13 protein-coding genes are annotated in these 16,098 nt (G+C 61.0%); 10 read left to right on the top strand and 3 right to left on the bottom strand.

Features of this window, described 5'->3' with window-relative positions:
* The first annotated feature begins 136 nt into the window (after nt 1–136).
* The 6 genes from FPK30_RS03420 to FPK30_RS03445 all read left to right on the top strand — a co-directional run bounded on the left by FPK30_RS03420 (nt 137) and on the right by FPK30_RS03445 (nt 8,741).
* Nucleotides 137–2,650: a CPBP family glutamic-type intramembrane protease gene (locus FPK30_RS03420; RefSeq protein WP_186279355.1), complete on the top strand. Its 2,514-nt coding sequence runs from the start codon at nt 137–139 to the stop codon at nt 2,648–2,650.
* Nucleotides 2,651–2,837: 187 nt separating this feature from the next.
* Nucleotides 2,838–3,806 carry a CPBP family intramembrane glutamic endopeptidase gene (locus tag FPK30_RS03425; RefSeq protein ID WP_186279356.1) on the top strand — a complete coding sequence of 323 codons (969 nt, stop codon included), beginning with the start codon at nt 2,838–2,840 and terminating at the stop codon, nt 3,804–3,806.
* A gap of 139 nt (nt 3,807–3,945) precedes the next feature.
* Entirely contained in the window at nt 3,946–5,277 is a 1,332-nt protein-coding gene (gene murA / locus FPK30_RS03430; protein ID WP_144085306.1) for a UDP-N-acetylglucosamine 1-carboxyvinyltransferase, read from the top strand.
* A 14-nt stretch (nt 5,278–5,291) separates the two neighbouring features.
* Nucleotides 5,292–6,185: a lysophospholipid acyltransferase family protein gene (locus FPK30_RS03435; RefSeq protein WP_144085307.1), complete on the top strand. Its 894-nt coding sequence runs from the start codon at nt 5,292–5,294 to the stop codon at nt 6,183–6,185.
* Between the two features lie 112 nt (nt 6,186–6,297).
* On the top strand, nt 6,298–7,299 hold the full coding sequence (locus FPK30_RS03440) for an NAD(P)H-dependent glycerol-3-phosphate dehydrogenase (protein ID WP_186279357.1): 1,002 nt from the start codon (nt 6,298–6,300) through the stop codon (nt 7,297–7,299).
* A 293-nt stretch (nt 7,300–7,592) separates the two neighbouring features.
* A complete protein-coding gene (locus FPK30_RS03445) occupies nt 7,593–8,741 on the top strand; it encodes a D-alanine--D-alanine ligase family protein (RefSeq protein WP_186279395.1) in 1,149 nt (382 codons plus the stop codon).
* 87 nt (nt 8,742–8,828) lie between these two features.
* Here FPK30_RS03445 and FPK30_RS03450 read toward each other — a convergent pair whose 3' ends face one another.
* Nucleotides 8,829–9,704: a mechanosensitive ion channel family protein gene (locus tag FPK30_RS03450; protein ID WP_232341916.1), complete on the bottom strand. Its 876-nt coding sequence runs from the start codon at nt 9,702–9,704 to the stop codon at nt 8,829–8,831.
* Nucleotides 9,701–10,153, bottom strand: a complete 453-nt coding sequence (locus tag FPK30_RS03455) for a GNAT family N-acetyltransferase (protein WP_144085309.1) — start codon at nt 10,151–10,153, stop codon at nt 9,701–9,703. Before FPK30_RS03455 ends, FPK30_RS03450 begins: the two co-directional genes overlap by 4 nt.
* Before the next feature lie 195 nt (nt 10,154–10,348).
* On the opposite strand from FPK30_RS03455, the gene FPK30_RS03460 reads away from it, so the two are divergent.
* Nucleotides 10,349–11,026: a sugar O-acetyltransferase gene (locus FPK30_RS03460; RefSeq protein ID WP_144085310.1), complete on the top strand. Its 678-nt coding sequence runs from the start codon at nt 10,349–10,351 to the stop codon at nt 11,024–11,026.
* Here FPK30_RS03460 and FPK30_RS03465 read toward each other — a convergent pair.
* Nucleotides 10,986–11,795, bottom strand: a complete 810-nt coding sequence (locus FPK30_RS03465; RefSeq protein WP_144085311.1) for an ABC transporter ATP-binding protein — start codon at nt 11,793–11,795, stop codon at nt 10,986–10,988. The two genes, FPK30_RS03460 and FPK30_RS03465, sit on opposite strands and share 41 nt — an antisense overlap.
* Nucleotides 11,796–12,167: 372 nt before the next feature.
* Between FPK30_RS03465 and FPK30_RS03470 the strand changes: the two genes are divergently transcribed.
* The 3 genes from FPK30_RS03470 to FPK30_RS03480 all read left to right on the top strand — a co-directional run bounded on the left by FPK30_RS03470 (nt 12,168) and on the right by FPK30_RS03480 (nt 16,090).
* Nucleotides 12,168–13,193 (top strand): helix-turn-helix transcriptional regulator, encoded by a 1,026-nt coding sequence (locus tag FPK30_RS03470; RefSeq protein ID WP_144085312.1) that lies wholly within the window; start codon nt 12,168–12,170, stop codon nt 13,191–13,193.
* A gap of 124 nt (nt 13,194–13,317) precedes the next feature.
* Entirely contained in the window at nt 13,318–13,512 is a 195-nt protein-coding gene (gene rpmB / locus FPK30_RS03475; protein ID WP_015021347.1) for a 50S ribosomal protein L28, read from the top strand.
* Between the two features lie 100 nt (nt 13,513–13,612).
* Nucleotides 13,613–16,090, top strand: a complete 2,478-nt coding sequence (locus FPK30_RS03480) for an ATP-dependent DNA helicase RecG (protein WP_144085313.1) — start codon at nt 13,613–13,615, stop codon at nt 16,088–16,090.
* Nucleotides 16,091–16,098 lie beyond the last annotated feature (8 nt).

Here is a 16,098-nt window from a genome sequence, read left to right on the forward strand (position 1 = left end):
GATTCTGTCGAAGAAGGGCGGGGTCGGGCTAGACTCGGACATGTAGTGTTGTGATATGAACGTGGGGAAAGGTTCGTGTCGCTGGACGCCCTTGACGGTCGTACGGTAGTGCATGAAGGGGAAGGATCATCGACGGATGAGGGATGATGAGGATCGCGACAGCGGCAGCGAGTCCGCCGATGCCCATAGCGATCAGGGGCGCTGGAAGGTGTCGCGCTCCTCTCTCGCCCTCATGACTGCAAGCCACAGTGCCAGCAAGGACTACGCCCGTCATTGGGATTATGAGGAAGGATCCATCGACCTGCCGCCCTTGAGCCTGCCGGGGGAGGCCGTGGATGATGGCTTGGCCTACCCGGGAAGGATAGCCCATAGAAAGACCGCGGTTCTGGGTGATGAAGGAGCTGGCGGCAAGGGTGCCAGGCCAGTCGGCGAACGACCTTCAGTGCTTCCAGGATCTTATGATTTTTTGGACTCGGTCACCATGGCCAGTCAACCGGGAGTTCCCGCATTTCCTCCTGAGGATCTGCCAGCTGACGGGCACGGCGGAAAGGAACCTGACAAGGAGTCGTCTCCGCGGCGTGTGGTGGTTCATCGAGAGCCGGAGGTTGCCAAAGCCGCGGAGACCTCGGGGCAGCCGGGGCAGCCTGCGGCCAAGGTCGTCTGGTCCTGGACCAAGCCCGAGACGAACAAGGGCCCGGTCTTCTCTTGGAATATGCACAAGCGCCGTAAGCCTTCCGCTGCCAAAACGCCATCCGTTCCCGCTTCTTCTGCAGTCGAACCAGCTGTGCCCAAGTCGGCTACCCCGGCCGGGGTGTCCACGGCCGGGACCCCCCCGGCCTCTGTTCATGCGTCAGCGGCCCCTGTGGTATTCGCCGACCGGCCAGTCGTAGTCCGTCGCTCGGATGCCGACTGGGATTCCCTGGTCACTGGTTCATCGGCTTCTGTGGAGAACGGTGCTGCTGTACAAGCCGCGTCCAGCGAAGCCGATCATCAGGGGCGTCGGGTCTGTTCGACTCCACGGGTAGTTGCCCAGCCTGCTGCAGTCGCCGGTGACGGTACCGGCGGTCGGGTCGTTTCGTCAAAGACTATTGACGGACAGGAGTCGGCTGTCGCACAGAGGGATCATGTCGGCCAGCCTATGCAGACTGGCCAGGCAGAAATTGCCGTTCAGCCTGCCCCATCCGAATCTTCAGAGGCTGTGAAGGCAGCTCCAGCGACGCAGTCGGTCGTCCAGTTCGCGTCTTCGTCGACATCTGTATCCGCTCCAGGCGCTTCTGTGGCTCTCGCCGCCAAGGCTGCCGAGGCTGCAGCAGCTGCTGTGGCCGCCAAGGCCAAGTCCTCAGAGACCGAGGAAGCTGCGACGAACGCAACCAAGCCGACCCGTTCTTCGCATGGTCTTCATTTCGGCCTTTCTGTCAGAGGCCGTGAAAGGAAGAGAGGAGTCCGTCGGTCGTCCAAGCGGCGGGCTGCTCGCAACCGTACCCGTCCTTCAGCCGAGTTGGCAGCCCCGCGGGTCGTTTCCAATGCTTCGGCAGGACCGGTCACAGGAACAAGCCGACCGGAGTCGGTCAACTCGCAGCCGATCGCTGTTCCAAGTGAACTTAATGCGGTCACGCCAGCTGCTGAAGTTGCGGCCCAGCCCCAGCTTCAGGCTCAGGCACGACCGCAGGCGGCCAAGCCCACCACCGGCAAGTCCAACACCTACACAGCCAGTTCCGGGGTCCTCCACGCCGTCAACGGACAGGCTGCCTTCGCCTTCGTCTATCTGGCCATATCGGTTCTGGTGCTCATGGTCGGTTCGGGGATGATCCTGCCAGTCATCATGGAGCAGGTCAAGGACCCCAGATCCATCGCCTTCCTATCCGATGGGATTACTCTCCTGTCAGTCCTGCTGGCGCTGACCTATGCCTGCATTTCAGAGTGGAGCGTCATTCGAGGTGTGGGTCAGCGAGGACAGGACGCCGTCCGCTGGCGAACAGATAGAAGAATGACTCTGGCGGCTCTGCTGGCCCTGGTCGCGGTGCTCCTGCTGGGCCAGGGGATGGTTCATGAACTGAATAAGTTCTTCAATCACTTCGGTCTGCTCCTGCATATTCCCTCCCTGGCCTCGCACAGCCTGCTGGTCACCGGCGCTTCCTCGCCGATGATGGCCCTGTATGCCCTCCTGGCGGTTCCCCTGGCTGAGGAGCTGGTTTTCCGTGGCGTCATCCTCAACGGGCTGCGTCGGTATGGCCGGGTTTTTGCCATCCTGACCTCATCCCTGCTCTGCGCCCTGCTGCAGAGTGACCCGGTCTCTGGGCTTTGGATCTTCCTGCTGGGGCTGGCGCTGGGATACTGCTCCCTGGAATATGGTCTGATCTGGGCCGTCGGAGCCCGTGTGCTCGGTGATCTGCTCTTCAGCGGCCTGCCCAATCGATATCTGATGAGCGCTCCGAGAACTGCTCGTCTGTCGATTTTGGCAGTGGCGCTGGTCTTGGTTCTGGCTGGGTTGCTCATGTTCTTCCTGCACCGCGCCAGCCTCTTGGACTACCGGCGGCGCTATCGAGCCCCTAAGGGCACATACGTTTCCTGGAGGCAGCCTTGGTTCTTGCTCTATTTGCTGCTCTGCCTGCTGCTGACAGTCTTCAAATTCGTGCCTGGTCTGCTCTAGAGCATGACGCATTGATGCCACCGGTGGTGGCGTAAACTTGGACCATCTGGAGGTCAATGCCGGATGGCCAAACCTGCAGAGGATCATGAAAGGGCATGGTGACATGGGGCAGACAGCGACGACAGCCGACGCGTCAGGGACTGGGCAGACTCAAAAGCCCAGACGAGGCATGGCGGATCGCGCATGGATGAGTAAGGCCAGAGGTATGCTCAACCGCCAGGCCGCCCTGCTGCTGGTCTACCTGCTCATCATTAACAGTGTCGGCCTTCTGTTCGGTGTTCTGGCTCAGATGGAGTGGAATGCCGTGTTTGATCCAGTGCCTGCCCACTCGGGATTTATCTATGTGATGAGCCATGCCGACAAGGAGTATGGGGGCATCATCAATCTGATCGCCGCCTGCACCGGCCTCTGCTTCCTGGTTTTCACACGACGTCGGCAGATCTGCGATTCCGGTCCCTTGGGCATCTTCCACACGGATCTGCACCCCATGACCTGGCAGGTGCTGCTGGGATGCTTTGCGCTGACGCTGACCGGGCAGACCCTGGCCGACTGGTATCAGTCAGGCATGGACTGGACCACGGTGCGGCTGGGAGTGCAGCAGTCCTGGACCACGACTGAGCAGATCCAGCAGGCCTCGGGTACCATTCCCATGTTCATCTACGTCAGCCTGCTGGCCCCCGTCATCGAGGAGCTGGTCTTCAGAGGTGCCATCCTGCATGCGCTGAAGCCCTACGGCCACGTCTTCGCCATCGTCACCTCCGCGGTCATGTTCGGTTTCTTCCATGGCGACCTTGGCCAGGGGTTCTTCGCTTTCATCATGGGTCTGCTCCTGGGCTATCTGGCCTGCGAATACTCCATCTTCTGGTCCATAGCCCTGCACGTGTTCAACAACCTGGTTGTCAGCGACGGGCTGGAACTCCTTCTCGGGTTTATGAGCGACAACATGGCCTCCTACGTCAACGTGCTCATGATGCTGGCAGGATTGCTGGCGGCCGTCCTGGTCCTCTACTTGGGCCGTCATCGGATTGTCGCTTTTCTGTGTGAAAACCGCACCTATACGAACGTCTACGGTGCCTGGGCCTGCCCATTTTTCATCATGCTGCTGCTGATCATGGGCTTCACGATGCTGACCCCCTTCGTTTCAGCTGGCGCCTGACCAGTATCTGACTGGGTGGACGCTCTATGCCCGAGGCGACAATTCACGGTGTCCCCACACCCCTTGTGGCAGACTTGCAGATAGGGCCGATGATGTGCCAAAGCCCGGCTCTGAGCAGATATGAGAAGGAAGCCGATATATGCCCAAGGTGAATACACAGAATGATGTGCTGCATGTGGTGGGCGGCAGACCCCTGCACGGTACCATCCAGGTCCGCGGGGCCAAGAACTTCGTCAGCAAGGCCATGGTGGCGGCCCTTCTGGCTCCTGGTGTTTCAGTGCTGAAGAACGTTCCCGAGATCCGCGATGTCCATGTGGTCTCGGACCTGCTGAGGCTGCACGGGGTCAAGGTGGATGTTCGTCCCCAGGAGGGTGTGGTCACCATCGATGCCAGTCATGTGGAGCTGGCCGACGTGGCTGATGTAGACACCCTGTCGGGCTCTTCCCGTATTCCCATCCTCTTCTCCGGACCGCTTCTGCACCGGATGGGGGAGGCGTTCATCCCCGTTCTGGGTGGATGCCGCATCGGCAGCCGGCCCATCGATTTCCATCTGGAGACCCTGCGCAAGCTGGGGGCTAATGTCGACAAGGAGCATGAGGCCGGCATACACATCACAGCGCCCGATGGTCTGCATGGGGCCAAGATTCACCTGCCCTACCCCTCGGTGGGCGCCACGGAGCAGACCCTGCTGGCAGCCGTCATGGCCGAGGGACGCACTGAGCTGTCAGGGGCGGCTACCGAGCCCGAAATCATGGACCTGGTGGCGGTCCTGCAGAAGATGGGCGCGCAGATCTCCGTGGACGTGGACCGGACCATCCGCATCGAGGGTGTGCCCTCCCTCAAGGGATTCACCCATACCTCCCTGCCCGACCGGATCGAAGCCGCCTCCTGGGCCTCCGCCGCCCTGGCCACCCATGGCGACATCATGGTCAAGGGCGCCCACCAGCCCGACATGATGACCTACCTGAACGTCTTCCGCAAGATCGGCGGCCAGTTCGACGTGCGCGACGACGGCATCCGCTTCTGGCATCCGGGCGGCGACCTGCGGCCCGTGGCCATTGAGACCGATGTGCACCCCGGGTTCATGACCGACTGGCAGCAGCCCCTGGTGGTCGCTCTGACCCAGGCCAAGGGTCTTTCCATCGTTCACGAGACCGTCTACGAGAACCGCTTCGGCTTTACCGAGCCGCTGATTCAGATGGGCGCCACCATCCAGCTCTACAAGGAGTGCCTGGGATCCCTGCCCTGCCGCTTCCAGCAGCGCAACTTCAACCACTCGGCGGTCATCTTCGGTCCCACCCCCTTGACTGGCCAGGACATCGACGTGCCCGACCTGCGTGGCGGCTTCAGCCACCTGATCGCCGCACTGACGGCATCCGGCCCCTCCACCGTCCACGGCATCTCCCTGATCGACCGCGGCTACGAGGACTTCCGCGACAAGCTGCTGGCCCTGGACGCGCAGATCGACTGATCCGGCAGGCATAGATGGCTTCCAAAGGCAAACCCTCTCCACGGTCTGCGGTGCCCGCTCTGTCCGACCAGCAGGTGGCGTTGCTGGCGCAGCGGCACAGGTTGATGGATCCAACCCGCTACTATCCCACCGGACACCGCATACCGGCCCTGGACGAGATAGACGGCCAGCACCCTGTGGGGACCACCCGTCTGTTGCGCGGGGTCTCCCAGGTGGTGCGTGACTCCTGCCGGGTCTATGCCTGGGGGTTGGAGCGGGTGCCGGAGACCGGGCCCTTTATCACCGCAGCCACCCATGTGACCCAGTTCGACGTGTTCATTCCCATGATGTCCCTCTTCCACCTGGGTCGTCGTCCCCGCTATATGGCCAAGGCCGAGATGGCCCATTGGCCCCTGATCGGCAGCTGGTTCCGCATGGTGGGCATGCAGCCGGTGGAGCGCAAGTCCGGCAAGGCCAGGTCGATTGAGGAGGAGTCGATCAGCATCATCACCTCGGGCAGGCCCCTGACCATTTGGCCTGAGGGAACGGTGACCCGTGATCCTCTGAAGTGGCCCATGTCGCTCAAGCCTGGTGTCGGATTCATCGCCCTGGAGGCCTCGCGGCAGTTGGGTCGCATGGTTCCCCTGTATCCCAGCATCACCTGGGGGGCGGCTTCGATCAACCACAAGTGGCCCTGGCCTCGGAAGAACGTGGTCATGTGCTATGACCGGCTCTTTGACTATGCCGACCTTCTGGAAGACATGGATCAGTGGGGCGCGGAACCCCCCAAGCAGTCCGTGCATGCCCTCTGTGTCCGCCTGCGCAACCGAATGGAGGAGGTCATGGCCGAGATTCGCGGCGAAGAGCCCCCAGCGGCTGGGTACTTCGACTACGTGACCATGACCCGTCGGCCTAGAAGCGAGCAATAAGGCCGGAACCCACATCCAATTCCCCTGTCCGGCGGTCGTGTCATAGGATGGTAGAGACAAGAATGAGGCTGCTGGTCGGCGTTCCCGTGCGCACGGCATTATGCAAAGGAGAATGATGACGAAGATCGCGGTATTGGGAGCAGGCGCATGGGGAACCGCTTTTGCCCAGGTATTGGCTGACGCAGGCAATCAGGTGGTCATGTGGGACATCGACCCGGATGTCGTGGACGAAATCAACAGTAAGCATTCGAATGCCCGCCGCCTGCCGACCGTGGAGAAGCTGCCTGATGCCATCAGCGCTGAGAGTGACCGGGCCAAGGCTGTCTCGGGGGCAGCAATCGTGATCGTGGCCATAGCCGCGCAGCACGCCTGTGAGGCCTTGACGGAATTCAAAGGGTTGCTGGGTCATGATGCCATTGTGGTCTCCCTGATGAAGGGGATTGAACGGGGCACTGACCGGCGGATGGATCAGGTGGTCTGTCAGACGCTGGACCTGGACCCGGTCAGGTTTGCGGCCGTCTCCGGCCCCAACCTGAGCAAGGAGGTGGCCGCACGTGAGCCCAGCGCTACCGTGGTCGCCAGCGCTGATGCCGATGCTGCCATGAGCGTGGCCCGTGCATGTACGACCGACTATTTCAAGGCCTTCGTCTCTGACGATGTGATCGGCCTGGAGATGTGCGGGTCGCAGAAGAACGTCACTGCACTGGCCGTGGGGATGTCACGGGGGGCTGGGTTCGGGGAGAACACGGCCGCCATGATTCAGGCCAGGGGTCTGGCTGAACTCACGGCCCTGGGGGAGGCCTGCGGGGCCAAGTCCAAGACCTTCGCCGGTCTTGCCGGAGTCGGCGACCTGGTGGCCACCTGTGGTTCGTCCTTGAGCAGGAACTACACCTTTGGCTTTAATCTGGGTCAGGGCAAAAGCATTGAAGAGGCTACCCGCGTCAGCAAGGGTGTCGCCGAGGGCGTGCCCACCACCGATGCTGTCGTCGCCCTGGGCAGGCGTTACCAGGTGGCGACACCGCTGGCTACGGCCATGAGCCATGTGCTGAGTCAGGGTCTGAGCTGCCGGGGCATGATCGACGAGCTCTTCGGCGGGCAGATCACCACAGAGTGAGTCTGGTGGCCGTCAGAACATTCTGAAGGCTATCGAGGGTGCGAAGGCTTTGAAGCCGGTGCTCTCAACCTTCTGCTCGATGATAAACGGTTTTCCAAATCAATCGCGTGTCTGACTTATCTGGTCCTTGCTTCTGCCCCGTTACGTCCGTTCGTGCCAAGCTTGTGGATGAGCGACCCTGACCAGGCCTTGCTGCCCGCCAAGGGGATATTCTGCTGTCTTGAGTGGTGTATCTGCCCGAGCAGATGCGTGAGGTTCGAATGCATGTCCAGGATGAGGAAAGCCGAGGGATGATGGTCAGGAAACGTGTTGTGGTGCTCTATGGCGGGCGTGCTGACGAACATTCCATATCCTGCGTGTCAGCGGCCGGCGTGCTCAATGCCATTGATACCGACCGATACGAGCCTATTCCTATCGGCATCACCAAGGACGGTCGATGGACCATCGGCGGCCAGGATCCCAGGCAGTGGGGTCTGGGCGATGCCAGTCTGCCAACCGTACAGATAACCGAAGGCAGCCGTCCGGTCATCCTCGACATGGCTCGCGGCAGGGATGGGTTTCTGATTGGTGACCATGCCGATCTGGTTTCTGGAGCAGAGCCTTCCAGGACCGTCGGTTCCCTGGAGCCTTTAGGGTGTGTTGACGCGGTCTTTCCGGTGCTGCACGGCCCATACGGTGAGGACGGCACCCTGCAGGGCCTGCTTGAAATGATGGGCCTGCCCTACGTCGGATGCGGGGTCTTCTCCTCTGCTGCATGCATGGACAAGCACTACACCAAGATTCTGCTCAGCCAGGCCGGCATACCTGTGGCTCCTGGCATCACTGTTGACTCCCGTGAACAGCGATCCGGAGCCGACCTGCTGGCCGCTGTGGAGAAGGCAGAGCTGCATTACCCGCTCTTCGTCAAGCCCTCCCGCGCAGGATCCAGCTTTGGTGTGGTCAAGGTAGAAGAGCCCAAAGGCAAAGCCCTGGCTGCTGCGGTCGCCGAGGCTGCAAGGCATGACTGGCGGGTCCTGATAGAGGAGGGCATTGAAGGGCGGGAGATCGAGTGCGCCGTGCTCGCCTCAAGCAAGGACAGAAAGCCCCGTACAGCCTGGCCTGGCGAGGTGGTGCTGGACAAGGCTGATCGGGACGAGGCCTTCTACGACTTCGACAGCAAGTATGTGGACTCCTCCGCCTCTCACGTGGAGGTCCCCGCAGACCTGCCAGAGGAGACTCTTCAGAAGGTTCGCGACCTGGCTGCCAAGGCCTTCAGAACCGTGGATGGCGCCGGTCTGAGCCGTGTCGACTGCTTTGTGACGCCTGAGGGCAGAGTCATTGTCAACGAGATCAACACCATGCCTGGTTTCACGCCTATCTCCATGTATGCCAAGGCCTGGGAGGCCACTGGGATCACCTACACCGATCTGATTACCGATCTGATTGAGGGTGTATCTGCCTGACGCGGAGTCGCCTGCGGAGTTTGAGGCGTCTCGTGAGAGGAAAGATGCCGTTTTGCATTTCTTCCGCAGGATGAGAGGATCATCTGGTTAATACTCAACGTCTTTTGTTTGGAGCTCGGCCTCCTGGACCAGGTAGTCCTGGCCGGCCAAAGCGCGGGTGGCGGCATCCTGCATATCGGCGGCGATGACACCCTGCTTGGCGAACATGACCACCTGGCCCTTGATGCCGTAAGGGGTGAAGCCCTGGAGCTGAACGATGGGTGGGTTGGCTGGCATGGCCATGCCCTTGGTTGCCTGGGCCACCACCTGTGCAATGGAACGGGAGGACTTGGCTATATTGGCATCCCCCCGCAGGGTGAAGGGAACCGTGGTGGCGGCCTCGCCGGCCTCGGTGATCTTCTCAAGCGCCGTGGTGTTGAGGATGGAGTTGGGGATCAGCAGCTGGTTGCCGGTCCTGTCGATGACGATGGTGTGGCGCCAGGTCACGTCGCGGACTGTTCCGGTGGTGCCTTGGATGGTGATGATGTCACCGGGCTGGACCACCTTGCTGACCATGAGCCCGAAGCCGCCGACGATGTTGGCGATTGTATCCTTCAATCCGAAAGAGAGCGCCAGGCCGCTGACGCCTAGGGCGGCGACCACCGTGGATGGGTTGATTCCGAAGACGGGTTGCAGGATTGTGGCAGCGGCGAAGATCCAGATCAGGGCGCGGACGATGTTGACGAAGATGGAGGCACTGGGCAGGTTGGTTCGTTCCAGGGCACGTCGCATGGCCGCCGCTACGATCTTGGAGATCAATGCGGCGCAGACAGCCACGACGATCAGAAAGATGATCTTTCCGAAATTCTGGCGGAACCAGTAGATGACGGCATCGCTGAAGCTGGAAATGGCCTGTTCGGATCTTCCCATGGGATCCTTGTCCGGATTGACGCTTGTGCTGGCAAAGTTGACGGTCTGGTTCATGAGGCTCTGTCCTCTGACTCGCAGCCAGCATTGTTCGTTAGAGGCTTGTCCATCCACATATGCGGGCATCCCTCGTCCTGGTCGTGAATGCCCATGTCCCTATAGCCTAAAGACTTATAGAAGCCTGCTACCCGTTCCTGGGCATGAAGTGTGAGCTGGTCGGCCCCGTGGCTCCGAGCGGTTTCCTCAGCCTTGGCTACCAAATTGGCGCCTAGATGCTGACCGCGGTAGGATTTCAGCACCGCCAACCGGCCAAGGGTCCATGTCTGGCCCTGGTCGGGGAAGACTCGGCATACTCCGACGGGTTCATCCCCTTCATAGGCCACGATATGGAGGCTGGCATCGTCGGTTCGGTCGAATTCGTTGTGAAAGCCCTGCTCCTCTACGAATACGGCCTTACGGATGGCCTTGGCATCCTCGGGAATGGCCTCGCTCACCTCATACCACATGCTTCCTCCTCGCCATGGTCCTCCGCTGTCTCCAATCTACCAAGCTTGACCCTCGGCATGAACGGATGTCCGCAACCGGACGACGAACGATCCCTGCGACTGTCGGCTGTCTGACCTAGACGATTACATGGATGAGGACTCTGCAAGCAGTGTGAGCTTGCAGCAATGACACTGAAGTGACGCGGGAACGATGGGATGGCCATGGACAAGGACTGGAAACTGACAGGTGCGACTGCCGGAGCCGCTAAAGGGAATCGGCGCTCGCAGCGGGAGCGGATGCTATCTGGCGAGCTCTATGATGCCTCGGATCCTGAATTGAGCCAGCTGCGGGTCAAGGCCCACGAACTTTGCCGTCTTTTCAACGCATCTTCTGAGCAGGAGCGGGACCTGCGCAGCCGGCTTCTGGATGATCTGGTGCCCGAACACGGTCAGGATGTCGACTGTATGGGGCCCATCTACTTCGACTACGGATGCTTCACCAAGCTGGGCTCGCGCATTTTCGCCAATTTCAACTTCACTGTTCTGGATACCTGCCCTGTACTGATCGGCGATGATGTGATGATCGGCCCCAATGTCACACTGGCCACCCCCTTGCATCCCCTGCGGTGGCAGGAGCGGAATCTGAGGCGCCATGAGGATGGCTCCCTCTATGACTACGAGTTGGGCGCTCCAATAACCATCGGATCCAACTGCTGGCTGGCATCAAACGTGACTGTGGCCGGGGGAGTGACCATCGGCGATGGTGCGGTTATCGGGGCCGGATCCGTGGTCACCCATGACATTGCGCCCGGCTCCCTGGCCGTGGGTGTGCCCTGCCGGGTAATTCGTACCATCACCGAGGCTGATCGGATGGAACTGCCAGAGGAGGGCTGAAGGCCTCCTGGTTTGGCGCAGCATCCATGCTGGCCAGCTGCTGGGCTATGGTCTGTGGGTCTCCGCCCGGGCAAGCAGCCTGAATGCGCCCGTCCTGGAGGAAGATGACCCGGTGGGCGCGGGCGGCGATGTTGGGGTCGTGGGTCACCATGAGAATGGTCTGGCCGCTGCGGACGGCCAGGTCGAACAGGTCCATGACCTCCCGCGAGCTATGGGTGTCTAGGGCGCCGGTAGGCTCGTCGGCCATGATGATCTCCGGGCTGGCGGCCAGGGATCTGGCGATGGCCACGCGCTGCTGCTGGCCGCCGCTCATGTCAGCTGGATAGGTGTTGGCATATCCCTCTAAGCCGACGTTCGACAGGGCAGACAGGGCCGCTTGGGTGGAGATTTTCCTGCCGCCGAAGAGACTGGACAGCATGGTGTTCTGTAGACAGGTGAAGGCGTTGACCAGGTTGTAGTCCTGGAAGACGAAGCCGATATGGTCGCGCCGGAGTCGGGTCAGCTCCTTCTCTTTCATTCGCGTCAGATCCTCCCCGGCGATGGCCACCCTGCCCTGTCTGATCTGGAGCAGGCCCGCGGCGCAATAGAGGAGGGTCGATTTGCCGGCGCCCGAAGGACCCATGATGGCCGTCCAGGTCCCCGCCTGACATTCCAGACTGATTTCGTCCAGCACCCGGGCGCCCTGCTTCTGCCGCGTTCCGTAGTCGTAGCAGATCTTGTCCAGAATGAGCGGTTGCGCGTATGGATCCTTGATCGCCCGATGCTGCATCGTTGCCTTCCTTTCAGTCATCATCTGCCTGGTTCCTACCTCTATAAGACCATGGACAGAGCTCCTGTCAGGGTGTTTTCAGGGTCGAATCGGGGACGATTCAGGGTCGTGGTCTGCAGGATTCGCATTCCCTCCTGAAGGGTATGTATCGTGAACATAGAGGGGACGTATTGCTTGCCGGAGGGGGGCTGATAGGGATTCAGCGACCACCTGCTTCCTTGGAATTGCAAGGATGCAACCGTCGGTTGACAGAAAATATTGGTGTCTTTGTCGGGTGCAACCCAAAGCTGGTGGCGGTCGGAGCCCTGCACGTTTCATCATGGTCTCGTTGCTGGTTGAATCGGCAATCTGCCGATCTGGAGAAAGAACATTATGAGTTTCAGAACCAATGTGCAATATCTGCGTTCGCAGCGCAACATGACTCAGGAGCAGCTGGCCATGCTGGTGGGGGTATCCCGTCAGGCGGTGTCCAAGTGGGAGTCGGACAAGGCCTATCCTGAGATGGACAAGCTCCTGGCCATCTGTGACCTCTTCGGCTGCACTCTTGATGACCTGGTTCTAGGCGATGTTCGGCATCCGGGTTCCGGGCAGCGTGCGTCCAAGCCTGACCATCAGGATGCCGCGCAGACGACTTCGACAACGCACACGACTATACCTGTTCAGTCTGCTGCGGAAGACGTGACCGGCTACGCCTCCTTCAGCAATGCCTACAGCCTGCGGATGGCTTTCGGCATCGCCCTTATCATGCTGGGACTGGCTTTCGGTGGTCTCTTCGCCGCAGTCAGCCAGCCGACCGACGCACAGAATGGTCTGGCCTTCCTTGCTCTGATGATCGGCATCGTCCTGGGCCTGGCCTGTCTGATACCGGCGGTTTCCGCTAGAAGGGATTTTCGCCGCCGGCATCCCTATGTAGCGGATTTCTACACCGATGAGGAGCGCTCGCGAGTTTACCGGCAGGCAACCTGGGAGCTGGTCTGCGGTCTGGCTGTCGTGCTCTTGGATGTGGGGATCAACTCTGCCGGATACCTGATCTGGGGCTGGTCCGATCAGGTCAGAGGGTTTGTCTTCTTCCTCCTTCTGGCTCTAGGGATCTTCCTGCTAGTCCATGCGGGAACGAGCCATAGAATGATGAACCTCCGGGCCTACAACAGGCAGATTGATTCCGTTGATGACGGTCGCTGGGACACCTATCGGTATGAGCACCGGATAAGCAATGCCATCAGCGGAACCATCATGGGTCTTTGCACGCTGGTGGCCCTGACCATGCTCTTCTCCGGCAATTACGACAACCTCTTCGGGTGGCGCATCCCATTCTGGGCCATTTGGATTATCGGCGGGGTATTTTGCGGAGTGCTTCAGTCCCTGATTGGCATCTTCCGCAAGCCTCCTCGTGCCTGAGACAGCTGATTTGCCTTCTTTGATGGGATGTAGTAGTCTAACAAAGTTGTGTGTTCATCTGCAGCCTTGCGTTGCGGGCAAGAACACCTGGGACGACTTGGAAAACAACGTAAAGGAAGTCAACATGGCAGCTCGTTGCGCGGTGTGCGGCAAGGGCCCGCAGACCGGTTACAGTGTTTCTCATTCGCATATCCGGAACAAGCGCATCTTCCGCCCCAACCTGCAGTCGGTGCACACCACCGTTGATGGCCAGAACGTGCGTCTGCGCGTCTGCGTCAAGTGCCTCAAGGCAGGCAAGGTGCAGCGCATCGCCGCCTGAGTGCGGTTTGTCGGTCGTATTGGGACCCCCGGGGGCAAAGCTCCGGGGGTTCTTGTCATCCTGAGGGATGATGGTCGGCGCATGCGGGAGGTGATCGGGTATGTCGGCAGTGGCTCGTGTTGGTCTGCACAGCACCGTGGCCTCGCTGGTGGCCAACAGGCGTAGGGTGAGTGCTCTCAAGGCTCTGGGCGTGGTCACAGTCGGGGATGCGCTGACCTACTATCCTTTCCGCATCACTGATCCTATGCAGGTCACCACTATTGCCGGCATTCGCCTTGGCGAGCCCTGCGCCTTCGCCGCCCGGGTGGATCAGGTGCGTCTGGTGCCACTGAGTGGCCACCGGGGTTTTCGGCTGGACGTGATGGTGGACGATGCAGCCTTCGTCAGTAGCCAAGGCGGCACTCCGCTGGCGGTCAGACTGGTCTTCTTCTCCCATAAAAAGCCCTATATGGACTGGATGGTCCGTCGGCTGCAGGTAGGGGCGGATCTGGTCGTGGCCGGCGAGCCCGGTGTCTACATGGACCAGCTCCAGTTCACCCATCCGGAGACCCTGGTTGTTGCCGATGCCGATCGGGAAGTTTTGGCAGAGGCTTCCCGACCCGATGCAGCCAGCCTTGACGAGGCCTTGGAACGCGTCCGTCGACCGCGGCCGGTGTATCATGCCAGCTCCCGCATTTCCTCGGACCATATTCACGACGTCATTCTGGGGTTTCTGCGTCTGCTGGCACAGGCTGGTGATTCACCTGAATCCTTGCCTGTAGCGGGTGCCCTCGAAGAGGGGCAGCCCAATGCCGAGGTCCGCATTAATCCGGAAGCCCTGGGCCGAGCCATACCTGATGTGCTGCCCGAGCAGGTCCGTGTCGACCAGAAGCTGATGCATCGTGCCCGCGCCCTCTTGGGCATGCATGCGCCCGACAGCCCTGACGACTTCGCTGCGGCGCGCAAAACCCTGCGCTACGAGGAGGCTTTCGTCTCGCAGACGGCGCTTCTGCAGACCCGTCGCCAGACCCAGCAGCAGCCTACTTATCCATGCGCGGATTCGGGCGCCGACCATCCAGACACCCTGCCTGCCCGTTTCATCGACTCCCTGCCGTTCCAGCTAACCGATGGCCAGCGTCAGGTCATCAATGATATCGGTGTCGACATGGCCAAGGATCAGCCCATGCAGCGGCTTCTGCAGGGCGAGGTCGGCTCTGGCAAGACCGTGGTGGCCCTGGCGGCCATGCTCCAGGCGGTCCAGGCCGGTCATCAGGCTGTCTTGGTGGCTCCCACCCAGGTGTTGGCCGAGCAGCACTATGCCTCCATCGGCGGCATGCTTAAGACCATGGGCACTGATGTGACCGCCACTGCCGTAGAAGGCCGCCATAAGCCTGTGGACAACGTCACCATGATTCGTATGACGGATCAGCTGGTTCTTCCTCTGGTGCTGTTGACCGGCGGTATGAGACTGGCCCAGCGCCGTTCTGCCCTGGCTGTCTCGGCTTCGGGCCGTCCCTGCATTGTCATCGCCACCCATGCGGCCTTCTCCAAGACCTTCCAAGCCCCCAATCTGGCTCTTACCGTCATCGACGAGCAGCATCGTTTCGGGGTTGAGCAACGTGAGGAGCTGCGTCGCAAATCCGAACGCGTTCCCCACCTGTTGATCATGACCGCCACGCCCATCCCGCGTACAGCCGCCATGACCTGGTTCGGCGACCTTGACATCTCTACCCTGACCGAGCTGCCCAGCAACCGCAAACCGGTCCGTACCCACGTCATCGCCGAGTCCGACGGAGCGACCATGGGTGCCATGTTCCTGCATCTGCGCCGACGGATCGAGGCTGGGGAGCGGGCCTATGTCATCTGCGCCCGCATCGACGAGGAGGACGACCTCTCGGCCGCCTCTGACCGACCTGGTCAATCTGGCGGATCCGATGCTCAGCCTGAGCTTCTTGTTGAGGAGGGCCAAGGTGATGGCCAGCGCCCGCCTCTGCACTCGGTGGTCGAAATGAGCCAGCGCCTGGCCGCCCTGCCGCAGTTCCAAGGCATTGCCATGGCCACGTTGACCGGACGAGATGACGATGCCACCAAGAATGCCGTCATGGCGGACTTCGCCTCGGGTCGCACGCCCCTGCTGGTAGCCACCACTGTGGTGGAGGTGGGGGTGGATGTGCCACAAGCCTCCTGCATTGTCATCTTCGATGCCGATCGGTTCGGACTCTCCCAGCTTCATCAGCTGCGCGGCAGGGTGGGGCGCGGCGGCACCGATTCATGGGCCTTCCTGATCTCGCGCGCTCCTGCGGATTCCCCGGCTGCCGAGCGGCTCGAGGTCATTCGCGACACTACTGACGGGGCCAAAATCGCCGAGGAGGACATTCGCATCAGGGGTGCCGGCGACGTGCTGGGCGATGCCCAGTCCGGCGGTCATTCCTCCCTGAAGCTTCTGCGGGTGGTCACCGATGCGCCCATGATCGTCCGTGCAAGGACCCAGGCAGGCCAACTCCTGGAGTCCGACCCCACCCTGGCCGGACAGCCCGAGCTGGCTGGCGCCGTTCTGGATTTCATGAGGGGCAACGAAGGTTTCCTGGTCTCCAGCTGAAAGGACAA

This window comes from Bifidobacterium apousia (genome assembly GCF_007559275.1).
GTDB classification, from domain to species: domain Bacteria; phylum Actinomycetota; class Actinomycetes; order Actinomycetales; family Bifidobacteriaceae; genus Bombiscardovia; species Bombiscardovia apousia.